The sequence below is a fragment of the Paraburkholderia sp. UCT2 genome, assembly GCF_014397665.1.
Taxonomy (GTDB): Bacteria; Pseudomonadota; Gammaproteobacteria; order Burkholderiales; family Burkholderiaceae; genus Paraburkholderia; species Paraburkholderia tuberum.
This window is the reverse complement of record NZ_VZQO01000001.1, coordinates 344,806-362,181: the sequence shown is the minus strand read 5'-3', so window position 1 is coordinate 362,181 and position 17,376 is coordinate 344,806. Positions and strand designations below refer to the sequence as shown.

At 65.5% G+C, this 17,376-nt stretch carries 19 protein-coding genes; 7 read left to right on the top strand and 12 right to left on the bottom strand.

Annotated features, from left to right (window positions below; all coding sequences use genetic code 11):
- The first annotated feature begins 29 nt into the window (after window positions 1-29).
- Window positions 30-299 carry a flagellar biosynthesis protein FliQ gene (gene fliQ, locus F6X39_RS01645; protein ID WP_090802525.1) on the top strand — a complete coding sequence of 90 codons (270 nt, stop codon included), beginning with the start codon at window positions 30-32 and terminating at the stop codon, window positions 297-299.
- Window positions 300-330: 31 nt separating this feature from the next.
- Window positions 331-1,113, top strand: coding sequence for a flagellar biosynthetic protein FliR (fliR, locus tag F6X39_RS01640; RefSeq protein ID WP_184051828.1), 783 nt, complete (start codon window positions 331-333; stop codon window positions 1,111-1,113).
- 67 nt (window positions 1,114-1,180) lie between these two features.
- Here fliR and flgL read toward each other — a convergent pair whose 3' ends face one another.
- From flgL to flgB, 12 genes are all read right to left on the bottom strand, one after another.
- Window positions 1,181-2,407 (bottom strand): flagellar hook-associated protein FlgL, encoded by a 1,227-nt coding sequence (flgL, locus tag F6X39_RS01635; RefSeq protein WP_187615300.1) that lies wholly within the window; start codon window positions 2,405-2,407, stop codon window positions 1,181-1,183.
- A 9-nt stretch (window positions 2,408-2,416) separates the two neighbouring features.
- The gene (flgK, locus tag F6X39_RS01630; protein ID WP_187615298.1) at window positions 2,417-4,411 is read right to left on the bottom strand and encodes a flagellar hook-associated protein FlgK; all 1,995 of its coding nucleotides are present in this window, start codon (window positions 4,409-4,411) and stop codon (window positions 2,417-2,419) included.
- Window positions 4,412-4,628: 217 nt separating this feature from the next.
- Window positions 4,629-5,402 (bottom strand): flagellar brake protein, encoded by a 774-nt coding sequence (locus F6X39_RS01625; RefSeq protein ID WP_187615296.1) that lies wholly within the window; start codon window positions 5,400-5,402, stop codon window positions 4,629-4,631.
- A gap of 354 nt (window positions 5,403-5,756) precedes the next feature.
- Entirely contained in the window at window positions 5,757-6,761 is a 1,005-nt protein-coding gene (gene flgJ, locus F6X39_RS01620) for a flagellar assembly peptidoglycan hydrolase FlgJ (RefSeq protein WP_187615294.1), read from the bottom strand.
- A gap of 12 nt (window positions 6,762-6,773) precedes the next feature.
- Entirely contained in the window at window positions 6,774-7,943 is a 1,170-nt protein-coding gene (locus F6X39_RS01615; protein ID WP_026225507.1) for a flagellar basal body P-ring protein FlgI, read from the bottom strand.
- A 2-nt stretch (window positions 7,944-7,945) separates the two neighbouring features.
- Entirely contained in the window at window positions 7,946-8,644 is a 699-nt protein-coding gene (gene flgH / locus F6X39_RS01610) for a flagellar basal body L-ring protein FlgH (RefSeq protein WP_184035104.1), read from the bottom strand.
- A gap of 29 nt (window positions 8,645-8,673) precedes the next feature.
- Window positions 8,674-9,462, bottom strand: a complete 789-nt coding sequence (gene flgG, locus F6X39_RS01605; RefSeq protein WP_018418763.1) for a flagellar basal-body rod protein FlgG — start codon at window positions 9,460-9,462, stop codon at window positions 8,674-8,676.
- 106 nt (window positions 9,463-9,568) lie between these two features.
- A complete protein-coding gene (flgF, locus tag F6X39_RS01600; RefSeq protein ID WP_090802512.1) occupies window positions 9,569-10,327 on the bottom strand; it encodes a flagellar basal-body rod protein FlgF in 759 nt (252 codons plus the stop codon).
- 17 nt (window positions 10,328-10,344) lie between these two features.
- Window positions 10,345-11,859, bottom strand: a complete 1,515-nt coding sequence (locus F6X39_RS01595; protein WP_187615292.1) for a flagellar hook protein FlgE — start codon at window positions 11,857-11,859, stop codon at window positions 10,345-10,347.
- A 43-nt stretch (window positions 11,860-11,902) separates the two neighbouring features.
- Entirely contained in the window at window positions 11,903-12,625 is a 723-nt protein-coding gene (locus tag F6X39_RS01590; protein ID WP_187615290.1) for a flagellar hook assembly protein FlgD, read from the bottom strand.
- Between the two features lie 10 nt (window positions 12,626-12,635).
- Entirely contained in the window at window positions 12,636-13,061 is a 426-nt protein-coding gene (flgC, locus tag F6X39_RS01585) for a flagellar basal body rod protein FlgC (RefSeq protein WP_026225509.1), read from the bottom strand.
- 128 nt (window positions 13,062-13,189) lie between these two features.
- On the bottom strand, window positions 13,190-13,690 hold the full coding sequence (gene flgB, locus F6X39_RS01580; RefSeq protein ID WP_090802505.1) for a flagellar basal body rod protein FlgB: 501 nt from the start codon (window positions 13,688-13,690) through the stop codon (window positions 13,190-13,192).
- Between the two features lie 218 nt (window positions 13,691-13,908).
- On the opposite strand from flgB, the gene flgA reads away from it, so the two are divergent.
- From flgA to F6X39_RS01555, 5 genes are all read left to right on the top strand, one after another.
- Window positions 13,909-15,384, top strand: coding sequence for a flagellar basal body P-ring formation chaperone FlgA (gene flgA / locus F6X39_RS01575; protein WP_187615288.1), 1,476 nt, complete (start codon window positions 13,909-13,911; stop codon window positions 15,382-15,384).
- A gap of 177 nt (window positions 15,385-15,561) precedes the next feature.
- Window positions 15,562-15,921, top strand: coding sequence for a flagellar biosynthesis anti-sigma factor FlgM (flgM, locus tag F6X39_RS01570; RefSeq protein ID WP_187615286.1), 360 nt, complete (start codon window positions 15,562-15,564; stop codon window positions 15,919-15,921).
- Window positions 15,922-16,015: 94 nt separating this feature from the next.
- The gene (locus F6X39_RS01565) at window positions 16,016-16,462 is read left to right on the top strand and encodes a flagella synthesis protein FlgN (protein WP_090802500.1); all 447 of its coding nucleotides are present in this window, start codon (window positions 16,016-16,018) and stop codon (window positions 16,460-16,462) included.
- A gap of 290 nt (window positions 16,463-16,752) precedes the next feature.
- Complete coding sequence (locus tag F6X39_RS01560; RefSeq protein WP_013090886.1) at window positions 16,753-16,935, top strand: type II toxin-antitoxin system HicA family toxin; 183 nt, start codon at window positions 16,753-16,755, stop codon at window positions 16,933-16,935.
- Window positions 16,932-17,342, top strand: a complete 411-nt coding sequence (locus F6X39_RS01555) for a type II toxin-antitoxin system HicB family antitoxin (RefSeq protein ID WP_187615284.1) — start codon at window positions 16,932-16,934, stop codon at window positions 17,340-17,342. Before F6X39_RS01560 ends, F6X39_RS01555 begins: the two co-directional genes overlap by 4 nt.
- Window positions 17,343-17,376: the final 34 nt, after the last annotated feature.

Here is a 17,376-nt window from a genome sequence, read left to right as displayed (position 1 = left end):
TTCGACTCCTTGTTCTTCAGGCACTCACGATGACACCCGAAGCAGTCATGACGCTGGCCCACCAGGCCATGTACGTCGGCCTCGTGCTGGCCGCCCCGCTGCTGCTCGTCGCGCTCGTCGTCGGTCTGGTCGTGAGCCTGTTCCAGGCGGCCACGCAGATCAACGAAAGCACGCTGTCGTTCATCCCGAAGCTGCTCGCGATCGCGCTCACGCTCGTGATCGCCGGACCATGGATGCTGACCACGATGCTCGACTATCTGCGCCACACGATCACCAGCATTCCGACGCTCGTCAACTGAGCGCCGCTGGCACGCCTGCCCTCCCCACTCCATGTTCACGGTCACCTACGCGCAACTGAACGTCTGGCTGACCGCGTTCCTGTGGCCGTTCGCGCGCATCGCCGCGCTGATCGCGACCGCGCCGGTGCTCGGCAACATGTCGCTGCCCTCGCGCGTGAAAATCGGTCTCGCCGCGTTCGCGACGATCATCGTCGCCCCGACGATCGGCGCGCTGCCGCAGGTCACCGTGTTCTCCGCGGCCGGCGTGTGGATTCTCGTCAACCAGTTCCTGATCGGCATCGCGCTCGGCGTGACGATGCAGGTCGTGTTCCAGGCGATCGACGCGACCGGCTACTTCATCGGCCTCGGCATGGGCCTTGGCTTCGCGACCTTCTTCGACCAGCAGGCGACCGGCTCGGGCGTCGTGATCTCACGCTACATGACGACGATCGCGACGCTGGTGTTTCTCGCCGTCGACGGTCATCTGCAGATGATTGCCGCGCTCGTGACGACGTTCCAGTCGGTGCCGGTGTCGGCGAACCTGCTCGCGCCGCACGGTTGGCAGACGCTCGCGAACTGGGGCGGCTCGATCTTCTCGGCGGGGCTGCTGCTCGCGTTGCCGGTCGTCGTCGCACTGCTGATCGCGAACCTCGCGCTCGGCATTCTCAATCGCGCGGCGCCGCAGATCGGCGTGTTCCAGATCGGCTTTCCGCTGACGATGCTGGTCGGCCTGCTGCTCGTGCAGCTGATGCTGCCGAACATGATCCCGTTCTTCGTGCGCTTGTTCGATAACGGCATCGATGAGATGGGACGGGTCGCGGCGGCGCTGAGATAACGCCGAAAATCGCGGACATAAAAAAACCGGCGCGAGCCGGTTTCTTTATTGCGCCGCCGCAGCGGCATCAGCTGTTGATGTACTGGAACAGCGACATGTTCTGGATCTGCACGAACGCTTGCTGCGAAGCCTGCAAGGCCGCCTGCTGCATCGTGTACTCGCTGATCGTCGAGACCATGTCGGTCTGGGTCAGGTCCGCGAGATCGCTTTGCGTTTGCAGTGAGTTGGTCTCCGTGACCGTTTGCAGCGCCTTGACTTCCTGCTCGCGGCCGCCGACCGATGCCTGCACCGCGGTGACGTTGTTCAGCGTGTTGCCTAGCTGCGACAGGCCCGTATTCAACGCGTTCTGCAGCTTCGCCGAGGCCGCGGGGTCGCCGCTCACCGGCTGCTGGAGCGCGGCGATCATCGCGTTCAGGTTCGCGAACACGTTGGTGCCCGCCTGATTGGCCGGCTGCACCGTGAATTTGTCGTTGGCGGCCGGCGTGCCTGTGATTTCGACGGTCTGGCCCGCGATCGTGATGTCCGAGCCCGCCGTGTACGGCTGCGCCGTACCCGCGACGCCAGTCGTCGTGTCAGTGACCGTGTAGGTGAGCGAGCTGCCGCTGCCGCTGAACTGGATCTGGTACGAGTCCGCGTTCCCCGCGTTGGTCGGATCCTTGACCGACACCGCGCCGATCACGCCGCTGCCGGTATTGGCCGGGTCGCCCGAGGCGATCGGCTGCGCGTTGGTCGCACCGACGCTCATGAACACCGACAGCCCATTGTCACCGGTCGAGACCGCGTTGCTATCGGTGACCTGCACGGTGCGCGTGCCCGTGTCGCCCGTATAGGTGACGTTGCCGGCCGCATCGGTCGTGAAGGCCTGGGTCGAATTCTGGAAACCGGCGAACAGCGCATTGCCCGAGCTGTCGGTCGCATTCGCGTAGGTGACGAGCTGGTCGCGCAGGCTGGTCAGCTGCGCGGCGATCGCCGTGCGGTCGGCGTCGTTCAAACCGCCGTCGCCGGCGCGCAGGCCTAACGTGTTCGCGCTTTGCAACGTCGTGATGACGGTGGAGAGCGTCGAGTCCTCGGCCTGCAACGACGTGAGCGCCGCGTTCTGGTTCGTCGTGTACTGCGACAGCGCGGACGCCGTCGAGCTGAGCTGCACGGCCTGCGCGGCGCCGAGCGGATTGTCGGCGGGCGTGGTCAGGCTCTGGCCGCTCGAGATTTCCTGATAGATCTGCGACAACTGAGCCTGCTGATTGCTCATGTTCGCGACGTTCATGCTGAAGTACTGCTGGGTCGAAATTCGCATGGTTCCGCCTTACGAGAAGATGCCAAGCAAAGTCTGGAACAGCGTCTGCGCCGTCTGGATGACCTTGCTGTTGGCCTGATAGAGCTGCTGGTACTGAAGCAGGTTGGCCGCTTCCTCATTGATATTGACGCCCGACACCGACTGCTGCGCCGACGTGATCTGCGTGACGAGCGTGCTTTGCGCGGTCGCCGAGGTCTGGATCTGCGTGGTCTGGTTGCCGATGTTGTTGACGTAGCTCGCGTACGCGCCCGTCAGCGTCGAGGTGCCGCCGTCGAGCACCTGCGCCGAAGTCAGGTTCGACAGCAGTTGCGCGTTGCGGCCGTCGTTGGTCGCGCCGGTGTTCGGTCCGATCGTGAACGAGTCGCCGTTGGCGGGCGTGCCGCTGATCGTGACCGTCACGTTGTTCATCACGCCCGCGCTCGCCGAATTGCTCGGGTTGGTGATCGTCAGCGTCGCGCCCGAGCTCGGCGAGTATGGCACCGCGGTCGTCGCCGAGCTGATCGTGTACTGCGTGGACGGCGAGCCGGCGACTGTCACCACCGTGCCGACCGGGAAGCCGGTCAGGCCGGTGCCCGCGGTGTAAGTGATCGTCGAGGTGCTGGTCGGCGCGCTGTAGCCGGCAGATACCGTGCCTTGCGTGATCGTCCCGGTGCCGGTGTTCGACGTCGACGCCGACGCGAGCACCGGCGCCGCGGCCGCGATTGCCGACGCCGACGTGGTGGTCAGCGCGAAGCCGTCGAGCGCGCCGCGGGTCGGTTCGACCGAGAACGAGTCGCCGGCCTTCATCGTGCCGCTCGCGACCGAGAACTGCAGGCCGCCGATCGGGTTGGTCAGGTTCGCCGCCGAACCGACGATGCTGCCGGTCTGGTTGTCGGTCAGCGTGTAGCTGCTGCCGTCGTACGACAGCGTGTAGTCGCCCGTGGTCGGCTGGGTCGCGTCGGCGAACGAGACGCCGAGCGTAGCGTTGCCGGTGTTCTGCGAGTTCGCGTACACGGTCGGCGAGCCGACCGTGAACAGCGCGCCGCCCGCGGTGCCGTTCAGCGTCAGGCCGAGTTCGTTCTGCGCATTGACCTGCGCGGCGAAGCTGGTCGCGATCGCGCCGAGTTGCGCCTCGGCCGGATCGAGCGTTTGCGAGCGGAATTGCAGCAGTCCGCCCAGCGTGCCGCCGGACACGCTCGTGTCGGACAGCGTCTGCGGCGTCGGTGTCGGCTTTGCCCCGGCCTGGCCGAGATACTGGACCGACAGCTCGCTCGGATCACCCGACGAAGTCGCCGTGCCGAGATTGAAGCTGTTGCCGGCCAGCACGAGCGGCTGTCCGCTCGACATGAACAGGCTATAGCTGCCGTTGTCCTGCACGACCGACACGCCGATCAGCTGGGACAGGTTCGACACCGCCTGGTCGCGTTCGTCGAGCAGCTGGTTCGGCGGCTGGCCCTGGTTGCTCGCCTGCGTGATCTGCGTATTCAGCGACGCGATCTGCGCGGTGTAGGTATTGATCTGCGTAACCGAGTTGCTCAGCTGCGTGTTGACGCTCGAGCGCAACTGGTCGTACTGCTGGCCCGCCGCGTTGATCTGGTTCGCGAGCGTCTGCGCGTCGCTGACCGCGGTCTGCCGCGCCGACACGCTCGACGCGTTGTTGGCGACGTTCTGCAGCCCCGTGAAGTAACCGCTGATCGCGCTCGCAATCCCGGCGGTCGGACTGCCGACGAGGTTGTTGAGCTGGGTGATCATCGTGTTGTACGCGGTGAGCGCGCTGCTCGACGACTGCGCGGTGTTCAGCTGGGTCGTCAGGTACTGGCTGTATGCGCGCGTCACGGTGTCGGTGGAGACGCCCATCGGCAGGTAGCCGGAGCCGGTATACGTGCCGCCCGTCTCCGAATACACCGGGGTTTCCATCGTATAGCCGGGTGTCGACGCGTTGCTGATGTTCTCACCAGTCGTCGTCAAACCCCACTGGGCCGCGTTGAGTCCGCTAAGGCCGATATTCAACAGATTGCTGGACATGCGTCATCCTGAAGGGCGGCATCGCAGACATGCCACCGCGTTAGTGGAACATCCTCTTTAACGGCCCACCGTGCGAAAAATTGAGGGCCATTCCACTTCGTTTGCGCGACGTTGCCGCGCTGTTGCCTCCGACGCGAGTGCAACGTTTGCTTCGTCGGCCAAAGCGTTCGCGCGGTGCCGGGCGTCGCGCGCACGGCACCGCGCGTTGGCTCGCCGCTCAGCGCGCCAGCGAGCGGCGCTTCATTTCGAGCTGCGTGATCAGCCGCTGCAGCGTGTTTTCCGCGCTGCCCGGCAGCGACAGGAAACGGAAGCCGAGCTGATAGCGCTGCGTGCCGTTCGGCAGCGCGAGCGAGCGATGCGACACGAGCTGCAGATCGAGCGACAGACGGCCGAGCGCGCCGAGCGTGAGCTCGCAGTCCATCAGGCGCGCGCCCATCGGCAGCGCGGCGACGCGCAGGTCGGTCGTGCGCATCCCGACGCCGCCGAGCGACAGGTCGTGCACCTCGAAGCGGAACGTGTCGCCGTCGGGCAGGCGGCCCGTACACATGAACGGGTCGAGAATCGGCGCGGCGACGCGGAAGTACTCGCGACGCTGCACGTAGAACAGCACCTCGGGGAAGTCGGCCTCGAACGCCGGCATTCCCTCGAAGCGCGTCTCGCGTGGCGTCGGGGTCGTGAACTCGACGCGCACGCCGTCGGGCGACGCGTGGAACTGGCAGCGCGGCGCGTTGAGCAGCCCCTTGTTCTGATCGGCGAGCGCGCCCCAATCGAAGGTGAAGGTGCGCTCGCGCACGTCGACGTCGAGCAGGCGCGTGACGATCTGCCCGCCCGCATATTCGACGGTGAGGAAATCGCCGCGATTGACGATATTGCGCAGCTGCACGCCGATTTCCAGCGGATTGCGGCGGCCGAAATCGGAAGCGCTCTCGTTTTGCGGGACGTGCGGCTGACCGTTCGTGTCAGTCAGGCCGTTCGACTGGTTCATATCCATGGGCTTGCCGGTAAGCATGTTCTTGCGGGCACGTGCCAGGGCCTAGCCATGGACTCTGAGGGTCTTCATGCAAAGCCGCAACACACGCGTTCGACCGGACCTTACAGCGCTATTCCGGTATCGGGTCTAACTCGTTAGCGGCAGCATCGAGCCAAAATTTAGGGGCTCAATTTAAATATTCGCCGGAAAATTTCGCGCAAACGTTAAAAGCGTATCTGCCCTATTTTCCGCGACCTTGCTCGCCCCGGACCTCGCGGCGCTTTTTACCGATGCCGGTTTTTCTGCTGCTTTTATCGCCGCTTTTACCGACACCTTTAAAACCGCTTTAATGCCCGTCGCGTGCGTTATTTTTAATCAGCCCATTTTCTGCATGATCGACAGCAGCTTTTTCGCGTAATGCGGATCGGTTGCATAACCGGCGCGCTGCATGCCGTTCGCAAAGCCGTTCACATCGCGCGACGAATTGATCACCTGCGCGTAACGCGGATTGCTCTTCAACATGCTCGCGTAATCGGTCATCGCTTCCTGGTACGAGTCGTACGCGCGGAATTTCTCGACCGTGCGCTGCGGCTTGCCGTTCACGTATTCGGTCGTGACCGTCGACACGGTCTTGCCGGTCCAGTCGTTGCCCGCCTTGATGCCGAACACGTTGTGGCTCGTCGAGCCGTCGGCCTTCTTGATCTCGCTCTTGCCCCAGCCCGATTCGAGCGCGGCCTGACCGATGATGAAGCGCGCCGGAATGCCGGTCGCCGCGCTCGCGGCCTGCGCCGGCGCGGCGAGCTTGTCGACGAAGGCGTCGACCTTCGACGAGCTGCCGTCGCCGCGCACCGGCGGCGTCAGCGCGCTATTGGCCGAGTAGGCGCGGCCGAGCCCGAGCTGACCGTTGGCCTGGGCGTTGCCGTAGGCACGCGCGAGCGCGTTGAGCGCCGCGCTCTGGCCTTCGTCGCCGCCGCTACCGCCGCCGAGCGCGTTGGCCATGCCGGCGAGACCACCCGCCGCGCCCGCGCCGTTCGCGCCACCCACCTGCATGCCCTGGTTGCGCATCAGCTGCTTGAGCATCGCGTCGGCGACGCCGATGCCCTTCTTCGACAGCTGCTGCGCCATCTGCTGATCCATCATCGACGTGAACGTCGCCGTGTCGTGCGAATCGAACGGACCGTCCTGCGGCGTCGCATCGCGCATGCTCTTCAACATCATCTGCGTGAACACGGCGTCGAACTGCTGCGCGGCCATCTTCATGCCGGCTTGCGGCGAGGCCTTCGCCTGCGCGCTGAGTGCGCCGAAGCCCTGCACGTCGAGCGCGAACCGGCTGGTCAGATCGTTGGCGGAGTTGACGCTATTGGTCGTATCGGAATTCATCTCGCGTGCTCCTTAGATGATTTCAAGGTCGGCGCGCAATGCGCCGGCTGCTTTCATGGCCTGCAGGATCGACATCAGATCCGCGGGCGTCGCGCCGAGCGCGTTGAGCGCCTTCACCACTTCGGCGAGGTTCGCACCGGCGTTCACGAGTTTCAGCGAGCCGTTGTCCTGCTTCATCTGGATCTGCGACTGCTGCGCGACCACCGTGCGGCCGTTCGAGAACGCGCCCGGCTGGCTCACCACCGGCTGCGTATTGATCACGACCGACAGATTGCCGTGCGCGACCGCGCAGTTCTGCAGCGTGACCATCTGGTTCATCACGATCGAGCCGGTGCGGGCGTTCAGGATGACCTTCGCGGCGGCCTGCCCGGGCCGCACTTCGAGGTTCTGCAATTGCGCCATGAACGAGACCTGCTGCTGCGGATCGGCCGGCGCGCGCAGCTGGATCGTGCGGCCGTCGAGCGCGGTCGCGGTGCCGCTGCCGAACGCGTTGTCGATCGCCGCGACGACGCGCTGCGTGGTGTCGTAGTCCATGTCGTTCAGGTCGAGCTGCATGGTGCCCGCCTGCGACACCGCCGTCGGCACCGAGCGCTCGACGATCGCGCCGCTGGTGATGCGCCCCGCGGCGAGCTGGTTGACCTGCACCCTGCTGCCGTTCGCGCTCGCGCCCGCGCCGCCCACGGCGACGTTGCCCTGGCCGAGCGCATACACCTGGCCGTCGGCGCCCTTCAGCGGCGTGAGCAGCAGCGTGCCGCCGCGCAGGCTTTTCGCATTGCCGAGCGACGACACCGTGATGTCGATCGCTTCGCCCGGCCGCGCGAACGGCGGCAGCACCGCGGTCACCATCACCGCGGCGACGTTCTTCAACTGGATGTTCGACAGCGACGACTGCGAGTTGCTGGAGCCCGCCGCCTGGTTGTTGATCGAGATGCCGAGGTTCGCGAGCATGTTCGCGAGCGTCTGCGTCGTGAACGGCGTCTGCGTGGTCTGGTCGCCGGTGCCGTCGAGGCCGACCACGAGGCCGTAGCCGATCAGCGGGTTGTCGCGCACGCCCTGGATCTGCACGAGGTCCTTCAGGCGCTCCGCGTGCGCCGGCGTCGCGGCCGGCAGCGCCGCGCAGGCGAGCGCGACGAACATCAGTGCGCGGCCCGCGCGCGACAGCGTGTTGAAGACGGTACCCATGATCACCACGGCGCCACGTTGAGGAAGAACCGCTGCAGCCAGCCCATGGTCTCCGCTTCGTTGATGTAACCCTTCGCGGAGTATTCGATTTTCGCGTCGGCGACCTGGGTTGAGTACACGGCGTTCAGACTCGAAATCGTGTTGGGATTCACGACACCGGAAAAGCGCACGAATTCATTGCCCTGATTGATCAGCATCTGTTTCTCACCGCTCACGATCAGGTTGCCGTTCGCCTGCACGCCGGTCACGGTCACGGTGATCGTGCCGTTGAACGTATTCGACGCGTTCGCGCCGCCGGTGCCGGTAAAGCCGTTGGCACCGGTCGCGTTCAGGTTGGTCTTGGCGAACAGGCCGCCGAGAAAGCCCGCGGTCGGCACGCTGAAGTTCGTGCTGCCGTTGCGGCTCGCATTCGCGCCCGAGTTCTTCGTCGCGTTGATGTTCTCGGCGATCACGATCGTGATGATGTCGCCTACGTTGCGTGGCCGCTGGTCTTCGAACAGCGGCCGACCCGCGTAGCCCGGGTTGTAGATCGAGCCCGGCGCCTGCGCCTGCGGCGGCAGCGGCGGCACCGCGTTCATCGGCTGCTGGGTGATCGGTTCCCTCGGCAGTTGCGCGCAGCCGCCGAGCGCGGCGAGCAGCGTGAGCTGCACGAGCGCCTCCGCCGTGCGCGAATGAACCGGAGTGCGAGTGGAGTGCGACATCATCGTTTACCGCCTTAAATTTCCAGTCCTCAAACCTGCATCTGGCTCAAGGTCTGCAGCATCTGGTCGGAGGTCGTCACGGCCTTGCTGTTGATTTCGTACGCGCGCTGCGTCTGGATCATGTTCACCAGCTCCTGTACGACGTTCACGTTCGACGCTTCCACGTAACCCTGGTTGAGCGTGCCCGCGGCGTTCAGACCCGGTTGCGACACGTTCGGCGCACCCGACGACGCGGTCTCCGCGAACAGATTCTCGCCCTTCGAGTCGAGGCCGGCCGGGTTGATGAAGGTCGCGAGCTGCATCGTGCCGAGCTGCTGCGTATTGCTCGAGCCGGCCACGGTGATCGACACCGCGCCGTCGCTGCCGATCGTCAGCGAGGTCGCATTGGTCGGGATCGTGATCGCCGGAATCACCTGGTAGCCGCTCGACGTGACGAGCTGACCCTGCGCGTTGGTCTGGAACGAGCCGTCGCGCGTGTAGGCCGTCGTGCCGTCGGGCATCTGCACCTGGAAGAAGCCCGCGCCATTGATCGCGACGTCCTTCGAGTTGCCGGTCTGCTGCAGGTTGCCCTGCGTGTACAGACGCTCGGTCGCGACCTGTTGCACGCCGGTGCCGAGCTGGATGCCCGACGGCAGTTCGGTTTGCTGCGTCGAGTTCGCGCCCGGCTGGCGGATGGTCTGGTACAGCAGATCCTCGAACACCGCGCGCGAGCCCTTGAAGCCGTTGGTGCTGACGTTCGCGAGGTTGTTCGAGATCACGTCCATCTGCGCCTGTTGCGCATTCATGCCGGTGGCGGCGATATACAGTGAGCGGTTCACTTATGGTTCTCCAATGTCGGGCGGAGTTGGCGCTTTAGCGCTTACTTTCCGGCCCCATGCAAAGCGGTCTCGGAGCGCGCCTCGTAGGGCGCCCCGCGGCAATCCGTTAGCTGAAGCTCAGCAGCTGGTTGGCGGACTGATCGTTCTTGTCGGCGTTTTCCAGCAACTGCGTCTGCATCTGGAACTGGCGCGCGTTGGTGATCATCGAGACCATCGCGCTGACCGGATTCACGTTGCTGCCTTCGAGCGACGCCGGCGCGAGCGTCACGGTCGGATCGGCGTCGGCGGGATTGCCGTCGGCGGTGCGAAACAGACCGTCATCGCCGCGCGTGAGCGACTGCGGATCGGGATTGACCAGCTTCAGCTGATCGACGGTGACCACAGCGGTGGGCGGATCGCCCGGCGTCAGCGCCGACACCGTGCCGTCCTTGCCGATCGTGATCTGCGCGCCCGGCGGCACCGATACCGGCCCGCCGTTGCCGAGCACGACCTGATTGGTCGCGTTCACGAGCTGGCCGTTTTCGTCGATGTGCAGATTGCCCGCGCGCGTGTAGGCCTCGTTGCCGTCGGCGGTCTGCACCGACAGCCAGCCCGGCCCCTGAATCGCGACGTCGAGCGGATTGCCCGTCTGCTGGATCGGCCCCGGCGTGTAGTCGGCGCCCGGTGTCGACGACAGCACGAAGGTACGGGTCGTGTCGTCGTTGATCGCGCTGCCGTCGCCGAACGACATCGGCACGGCGCGGTAGGTTTCGAGCTGCGCGCGAAAGCCCGTGGTCGACGCGTTCGCGAGGTTGTTCGCGACGATCGCCTGCTGTTCGAGCGCCTGCGCGCTGCCCGACATCGCGGTGTAGATCAGCCGATCCATGAAGAGGTCCCGTTCGCTTACAGGTTGATCAGGGTCTGGTCGACGGCCTGCTGGGTCTTGATCGTCTGCGCGTTCGCCTGATAGTTGCGTTGCGCGGTGATCAGGTTGACCAGCTCGCTCGTCAGATCGACGTTCGAGTTCTCGACCGCGCCGCCTTGCAGCACGCCGTGATTGGTCGAGCCCGGCGTCGAAATCTGCGCGACGCCCGAGGCAGCCGTCTGGCCGTACTCGTTGTTGCCGAGGTCGACGAGGCCGTTCTGGTTCGAGAAGTTCGCGAGCACAATCTGGCCGAGCGCCGCGGTCTGGCCGTTCGAGTAGTTGCCGGTCAGCGTGCCGTCGGAGCCGACCGTGAAGCTCGTCAGCTGGCCCGCCGCGTAGCCGTCGGTCGACAGGCTGTTCACGCCGTCCTTGCCGCCGTACTGCGTGGTGCCGGCCATGTTCAACGTGACGTTCTGCGGCGTGCCCGAACCGTCGGTGGTCGGGATCGACATCGTGAACGCGCCGAGCGTCGCGGTCGCGAGGCCGGTCGTCGCGTCGGTCGTGCTGACCAGCGTGCCCGACGAATTGAAGTTCGCCGTGCCGATCAGGGAAGCGGTGCCGGTCGAGGGGCCCGCGTACACGTTCCATGTGCCCGAGCCCGTCTTCGCGAAGTACATATTGACGGTCTGCGAGCCGCCGAGCGTGTCGTAGACCGTCGTGCTCGTCGAGTAGTTGTAGGTCGACGAGCTGTTCTGGTTGAACGCGGTCGGGTTCTGCGTGATCGTGTAGCTGTCGTTGGCCACCGGCGTGCCGCTGAAGGTAATGCTCTCGCCGTTGCCGAGCGTGATCGCGGTGCCGGCCGTGTAGGTCTGCGACGCCGAGGTCGTGCCGAGCGTGTTGTCCGTGACTTTGTAGGTTGTCGGGCTCGTAAAGTCGATCGTGTACTTGTCGGTGTTGGTGCCCGCTGCCGCGTTGGTGATCGTCGCGCCAGTCGTACTCAGCGTGCCGGCGTTGGTGCCGCCCGGCGTCGCCGTCGGCGCGCCGAGCATGATGTCGTCCTGCGCGTTCAGGTTCAGGCCCGCGGTGATCGAGGTGGTCGCCTGCGGCGCGATGTTCGCGGTCGGCACCGTCAGCGGCACGGTCTGCGCGGTGTTGACGATGCCCGAGCTATTGGCCGCGTAGCCCATCAGATCGAGGCCCTGCGCGTTCGTGATGAAGCCGTTCTTGTCGAGCTGAAACACGCCGTTGCGCGAATAGGTCAGCGTGCCGTTGTTCGACATCTGGAAGAAGCCGTTGCCGTTGATCGCGACGTTCAGCGCCTGGTTCGTCGTCGTGAGCGTGCCTTGCGAGAATTGCTGCTGCACTTCGGAGAGTTGCGTACCGATACCGATCTGCTGGCTCGTCGCGGTCGCGACCGAATTGGCGTACATGTCGGCGAATTCCGCGGTGCCGCTCTTGAAGCCGACGGTGTTGGCGTTGGCGATGTTGTTGCCGATCACGTCGAGATCGCTCGACGACGCCGACAGACCGCTCAAACCTGTTTGGTAACTCATGACGTACTCCGTATCTGTAAAGTCGTAACTGAATGGATCCGGACTACAGGATCGCTGCGACGCCGGTCAGGTCGACCGTCGAGCCGTTCGACAGCACGAGGCCCGGCGTGCCGCTGCTCTGCTGGACGACGCTTTCCACCGTCGCGCCGGTGAGCGTGGTAGCCGTCGCCTGCTGGCCGTTGATCGTGCCTGTCGCGGTGATCGTGTAGGTGCCGTCGGCGAGCGTGTTGCCCGCCGAATCGGTCGGCGTCCAGCCAACCGGAATCGTGCCGGCCGACTGCTTGCCGAGATCGAGCGTATTGACGATCGTGCCGGCCGAGTTCTTCACGACGATCTGCAGGTCGCTGACGGAGTTCGCGAGCGTGACGCCGAACTCGTTCGTCTTGCCGCTCGCCACGGTGATCGAGTTGCCCGGTGCGAGCACGGTCGAACCGATCAGCAGCGCGGCCTGCGACTGCTGGCCCGCCGACAGCTGCGCCGACAGCGAGGAGACCGACGTATTGAGGTCGCTGATGCCCTGCACCGTGCTGATCTGGGCGAGCTCCGAGGTCATCTGCGAGCTGTCCATCGGATTGGTCGGGTCCTGGTTCTTCATTTGCGCGACGAGCAGTTGCAGAAAGGTGTCCTGCAGGTCCGCCGCCGACGTGCCAGACGTGCTGCTCGTCGAGCTGGTCGCGCTCGAGCTGCTGCTCGTGCCGTTCATCGTGTCGAGCAGCGTCTGCGAAACGGTCGTGCCGCTGCCGCCGATCGTGGTGTTGGTGGTCAAGGCTCTCTCCTCAGGTTCCGATCGTGAGCGTTTTCAGCATCAGGGTTTTGGCGGTGTTCAGTGTTTCGACGTTGGCCTGGTACGAGCGCGAGGCCGAGATCATGTTGACCATCTCCTGCACCGGGTCGACGTTGGGCAGCGTCACGTAGCCGTTCGCGTCGGCGGCCGGATTGCCGGGTTCGTACGCGGTCTTCATCGGCGACGGATCGTCGACCACGCCCGTCACCTGCACGCCGCCGACCTGCTGGCCGGAGCGTGTGCGCGCGCCGCCGAGCGGGCTCACCGCGAACACGACCTGCTTGGCCTTATACGGCTGACCGTCGGGGCCCGTCGTGCTGTCCGCGTTGGCCAGGTTCGACGCCGTCACGTTGAGCCGCTCCGACTGCGCCGACATCGCGGAACCCGCGACACCAAAAATGTTCATCAGGGATGGCATGTTTCCTGACCTCTCCTGCCGGTTCGCACCGGCTTTACGTTAAGTCCCGTAGCGTTTCTGTTCGTGCGTGCATGCTGCCTGTGTTCAGCTGCTATGCGCCCTGCGTGGGTGCCGTGCTCGTGCCCGGCTTACGACGAGCCCGACGTGATCGCCGACAGCATCGTCTTGATCTGGTTCGACACGACCGTCATACCCGACTCGAAGTGCACCGTGTTGTCGGCGAACTGCACGCGCTCGGTGTCGACGTCGACCGTGTTGCCGTCGAGCGCCGGCTGCAGCGGAATCCGGTATTGCAGGTTGCCGTAATCGTCGGGGCTGCCGCCCGTCGCCGTCAGCGTGGCCTTGCCGCTCATGTGGCCGGCCTCGGTCGTGTTCATCGACATGCCGCTCGTCACGCCCGCGGGTTGCGTCATCGCGAGCGTCGAGCTGTTCGATGCGCCTTGGCCGGCGGTGCTGCCGCCCGTCTTCTTCAGCGCGCCGGCGAGCGACGACGCGAAGTCGATATCGCGCGCCTTGTAGCCGGGCGTGTCGGCGTTCGCGATATTCGACGACAGCAGTTCCTGCCGGTATGCGCGCACATCCATCGCCTGCCGGCCGAATGCGAATTCGGCATCGAGCTTGTCCAGCATCGGAATCTCCCGAGAACGTTTCCAAGGCCGTCCCGTGTGCGCATCGTGAGAGACACGCGGCGGGCGCGAAGGCCTTTTTGCATGTGATGCATCTTATGGGCCGCCCGCAAGCGGCAATCGGACGAATAACCGGGAAAGGGGGCTTCTATTCAACGTTTGCGCGAAAGCGGGGCTCACTAGAATGCAAGGCGTACCGATGCATTCGATGGAGACCCGCGATGGACCAGCCCACCAACACCTTGCCGCAGCCGGCGAGCGGCACGACGATGCGTCGCGTGGGGGGTGGCCGGGTCGATGAACGGGGCGATGGTTCGGAGGGCGCGCTCGCCCAGCCGGTGCCGCGCTCTTTCTCGCGTTGCCTTGCGCATTGCCTGACGCGGGCTACCGTCAACGTCGCGGTATGGGTTGCGGGCGGCATCGTGTTGCTGCCGGCTACGACCCAGGCGCAGGATGCGGGCGGCCCGATCGTGATTGCCGGGCCCGCCGAGAAAAATCCCGCCGCACTGAACGATCTCGCGCAACGGATTCAGACGCCGGCGCAGCGCAGCGCGTCGGCGGCGTCGCTCGCGGCGGCGACCGCACAGTCGCTCGGCCGCGCGAGCGGGTCGCGCGACACCGATACGTTCGGGCGTGCCGCGAGCGCAAGCGGCGCGATCGTCATTCCGGGCGCGGGCGAGCCCGCTGCCGCCGCGCCGGCCATCATCCGCACCAACTTCAAACCGGACGCCAACGGCGTCGTGACGATTCCGCCGGCGGCCAGCACTGGGGCGTCGGGCGTCGCGCGCGTCAATGTCGAAGCGGGCCCGGCCGCCAGCGTCGCGAATCAGCGCGTGGTCGCGGCCAATGCGCCGCAAGGCGACGGTTTCGACAGTCTCGCCGCGCGCGGCGAGCCACCCGAGTTCGGCGCGAATGGCAAGCCGATCGCGGCCGCTGCGGCGCAGCCGGCGCACCCCGGGATCGCGAGAACGCCCGCGACGTCGCCTGGCTCGCGCCAACCGGCGGCCGTCATTGCGCAGAGAGCGCCGCAGACCGCTACCGCCGCGACGGCTGCGCAAGCCGCGCCGCTGCCAGGCCAGCAGGACCCGGAAGCGATTCACGCGAGCGCGCTCGCGTTCCTGCAACAGCAGGCCGTCGGCCTGCCCGGCAAGGCCGACATCACTGTCGCGTCCGCGTTTCCGCGCGGCCTCGCCGCGTGCACGTCGCTCGAACCGTTCATGCCGACCGGCGCGCGCCTGTGGGGCCGGCTGACGGTCGGCGTGCGCTGCGCGGGCGAGCGGCCGTGGACCATCTATCTGCAGGCGCGCATCTCGCTGCATGCGACCTACTACCTCGCCGCCCGCGCGATGGCGCCGGGCGAAGTGCTCACGGCCGCCGACCTCGTGGCGCGCGAAGGCGACCTGACCGGCCTGCCGCAGGCGATCGTCACCGACCCGTCGCAGGCGGTCGGCTCGGTCTCGCTCGTGCGGATCGCGGGCGGCATGCCGCTGCGCCGCGACATGCTGAAGAGCGCGTCGGCGGTGGTGTTCGGCCAGACCGTGCGGGTCATCGCGGCCGGCGACGGTTTCTCGATCTCGTCCGAGGGCAGCGCGATGAACAACGCGTCGCCGGGCCAGCAGGTGCGCGTGAAGACCGCTAACGGCCAGATCATCTCCGGCATCGTCAAGGACGGCGGCACGGTGGAGATCCCGATGTGAGCGGGCTAGCGGCAACGAGCACCGTCGAAACGGCCGGCGCCCCGGTGGCCAGGGCAGACGGACGGGGATTGAAAGGGGTAGATGGCCACCTGGCGGCGAGCCGGGTGTCGAGCGATTGCGCTAAAGTTTTGATCAGCGGTTGCCGTTATCAGGATCAAATCGTTAGGGAAGCCAATCGTGAAAGTCGATCCCACCACCTCTTCAAATCTGCCGTCGTTGAAAGACGCTTTGTCCCGTTCGCAGCAGAGCGACGAAGCCACGCCGGCAGCCAGCACCACCCAGGGCGCGACGAGCACGGCCGCGCCGGCCGCGAGCAGCGCGTCGGGCGACACGAGCGTGAGCCTGTCGGGTCTGTCGCAGCATCTGCACAGCCTCGCGGCCTCCGGCTCGGCCGACATCGACACCGCGCACGTCGAGTCGATCAAACAGGCGATCAAGGGCGGCAAGCTGCAGATCGACTCCGGCAAGATCGCCGACGGCGTGCTGCAGACGGCGCGCGACCTGTTGCAGAACAAAACCTCGTCGACCGGCAACTGATCGGCATTTCGCCGCGCGGTGATCTGCCGGGCGGCGTCAGACCAACCCGGTTCGCGCGCCGTTCGCGAGCCAGTGTGCGTAGCGAGTTGTTGATATGAAAGACGCCCTCGTTGCTACCCTGATCGAAGAATATTCGACCGTCGAGGCATTCGCCTCGATCCTCACGCTCGAAACCAAAGCGCTGACGGCGATCTCGCCGCTGGAGCAGTTGCCGGCGATCGTCGAGAAAAAAACCGAGCTGATCGGCGTGCTCGCGAGGCTCGAAGCCGCGCGCGACTCGCATCTGGCTGAACTCGGCTTTCCGACCGGCTGGTCCGGCATGGAGCTCGCGGCCAGCACCGACGCGCGCGTCGCGACGCAATGGAAGCTGCTGCAGAAAGCCGCGGATCGCGCGCGGCGCGTCAACACCAACAACGGCGAGCTGATCCGCGTGCGGATGGACTACAACGAGCGCGCGCTAAAGGCGCTGCAAGTCAACGTGCCGCGCAAGACGAATCTGTACGGGCCGGATGGACGAGTTCCGGCTTATTCGGGACTTTGATCGGCCCGCCTGCCCGGCCTGCAATCGAGCAATCTACGAAATGAATGAAAAAGCCCGTCATCGACGGGCTTTTTCGTTTTCCGCCGCCGCTTTTCCACCCACTTCCCTGTCCGTTCCGCGCTGCGTTAGCCGTTCGGCTAGCTGGCGCTAGTCCACCTCGTCACGTTGAAATGGTGACTTCGTTCGAGCTTTCGCCATCGCCGCGGCTTCGACGCGGCCGCAATTCGACGGGCGGAGTCTTGTTTGCTCGTTAGTTTGTGTAGGCGTGTGTATAATGGAGGGTATGATGTATGAACAGTGCCGAGGTCGTCAAATTGATTCAAGCGAATGGCTGGCAGCTCGTCCGCATAGCGGGCAGTCACCATCATTTCAGGCACGCGGGAAAACGGGGGCTCGTGACCGTCCCGCATCCGAAAAAAGATTTGCCGGCCGGCACCCTGAACAGCATTCTGAAACAGGCGGGGCTCAAATGAAGCATCTGATCTTTCCGATCGCCATCGAACCCGGAGACAACACGCACGCGTTCGGCGTCGTGGTGCCCGATATTCCAGGCTGCTACTCCGCGGGCGACACGCTCGAACAAGCGTATGCGAACGCGAAAGAGGCAATCGAATCGCATCTCGAAACCTTGCTCGACGAAGGGCTGCCGCTGCCCGAGCCTCTCACGCTAGGCGAGCATCGGCGCAATCCCGAGTTCGCGGGGTTCACATGGGGTTTCGTGACGACGCGCAATATTCCGGCGTTGAAGAAGGCGGTTCGCATCAACATCTCGCTGCCCGAGGTGCTGGTGCAGGAGATCGACGCGTATGCGCAGGCGCGCGGTATGTCGCGCTCGGCGTTTCTCGCGCTCGCCGCCGAGCATGAGATGGCGAACGCCTGAGCAACGGCAGGCGGCACAGGCGCGCATCGGCATC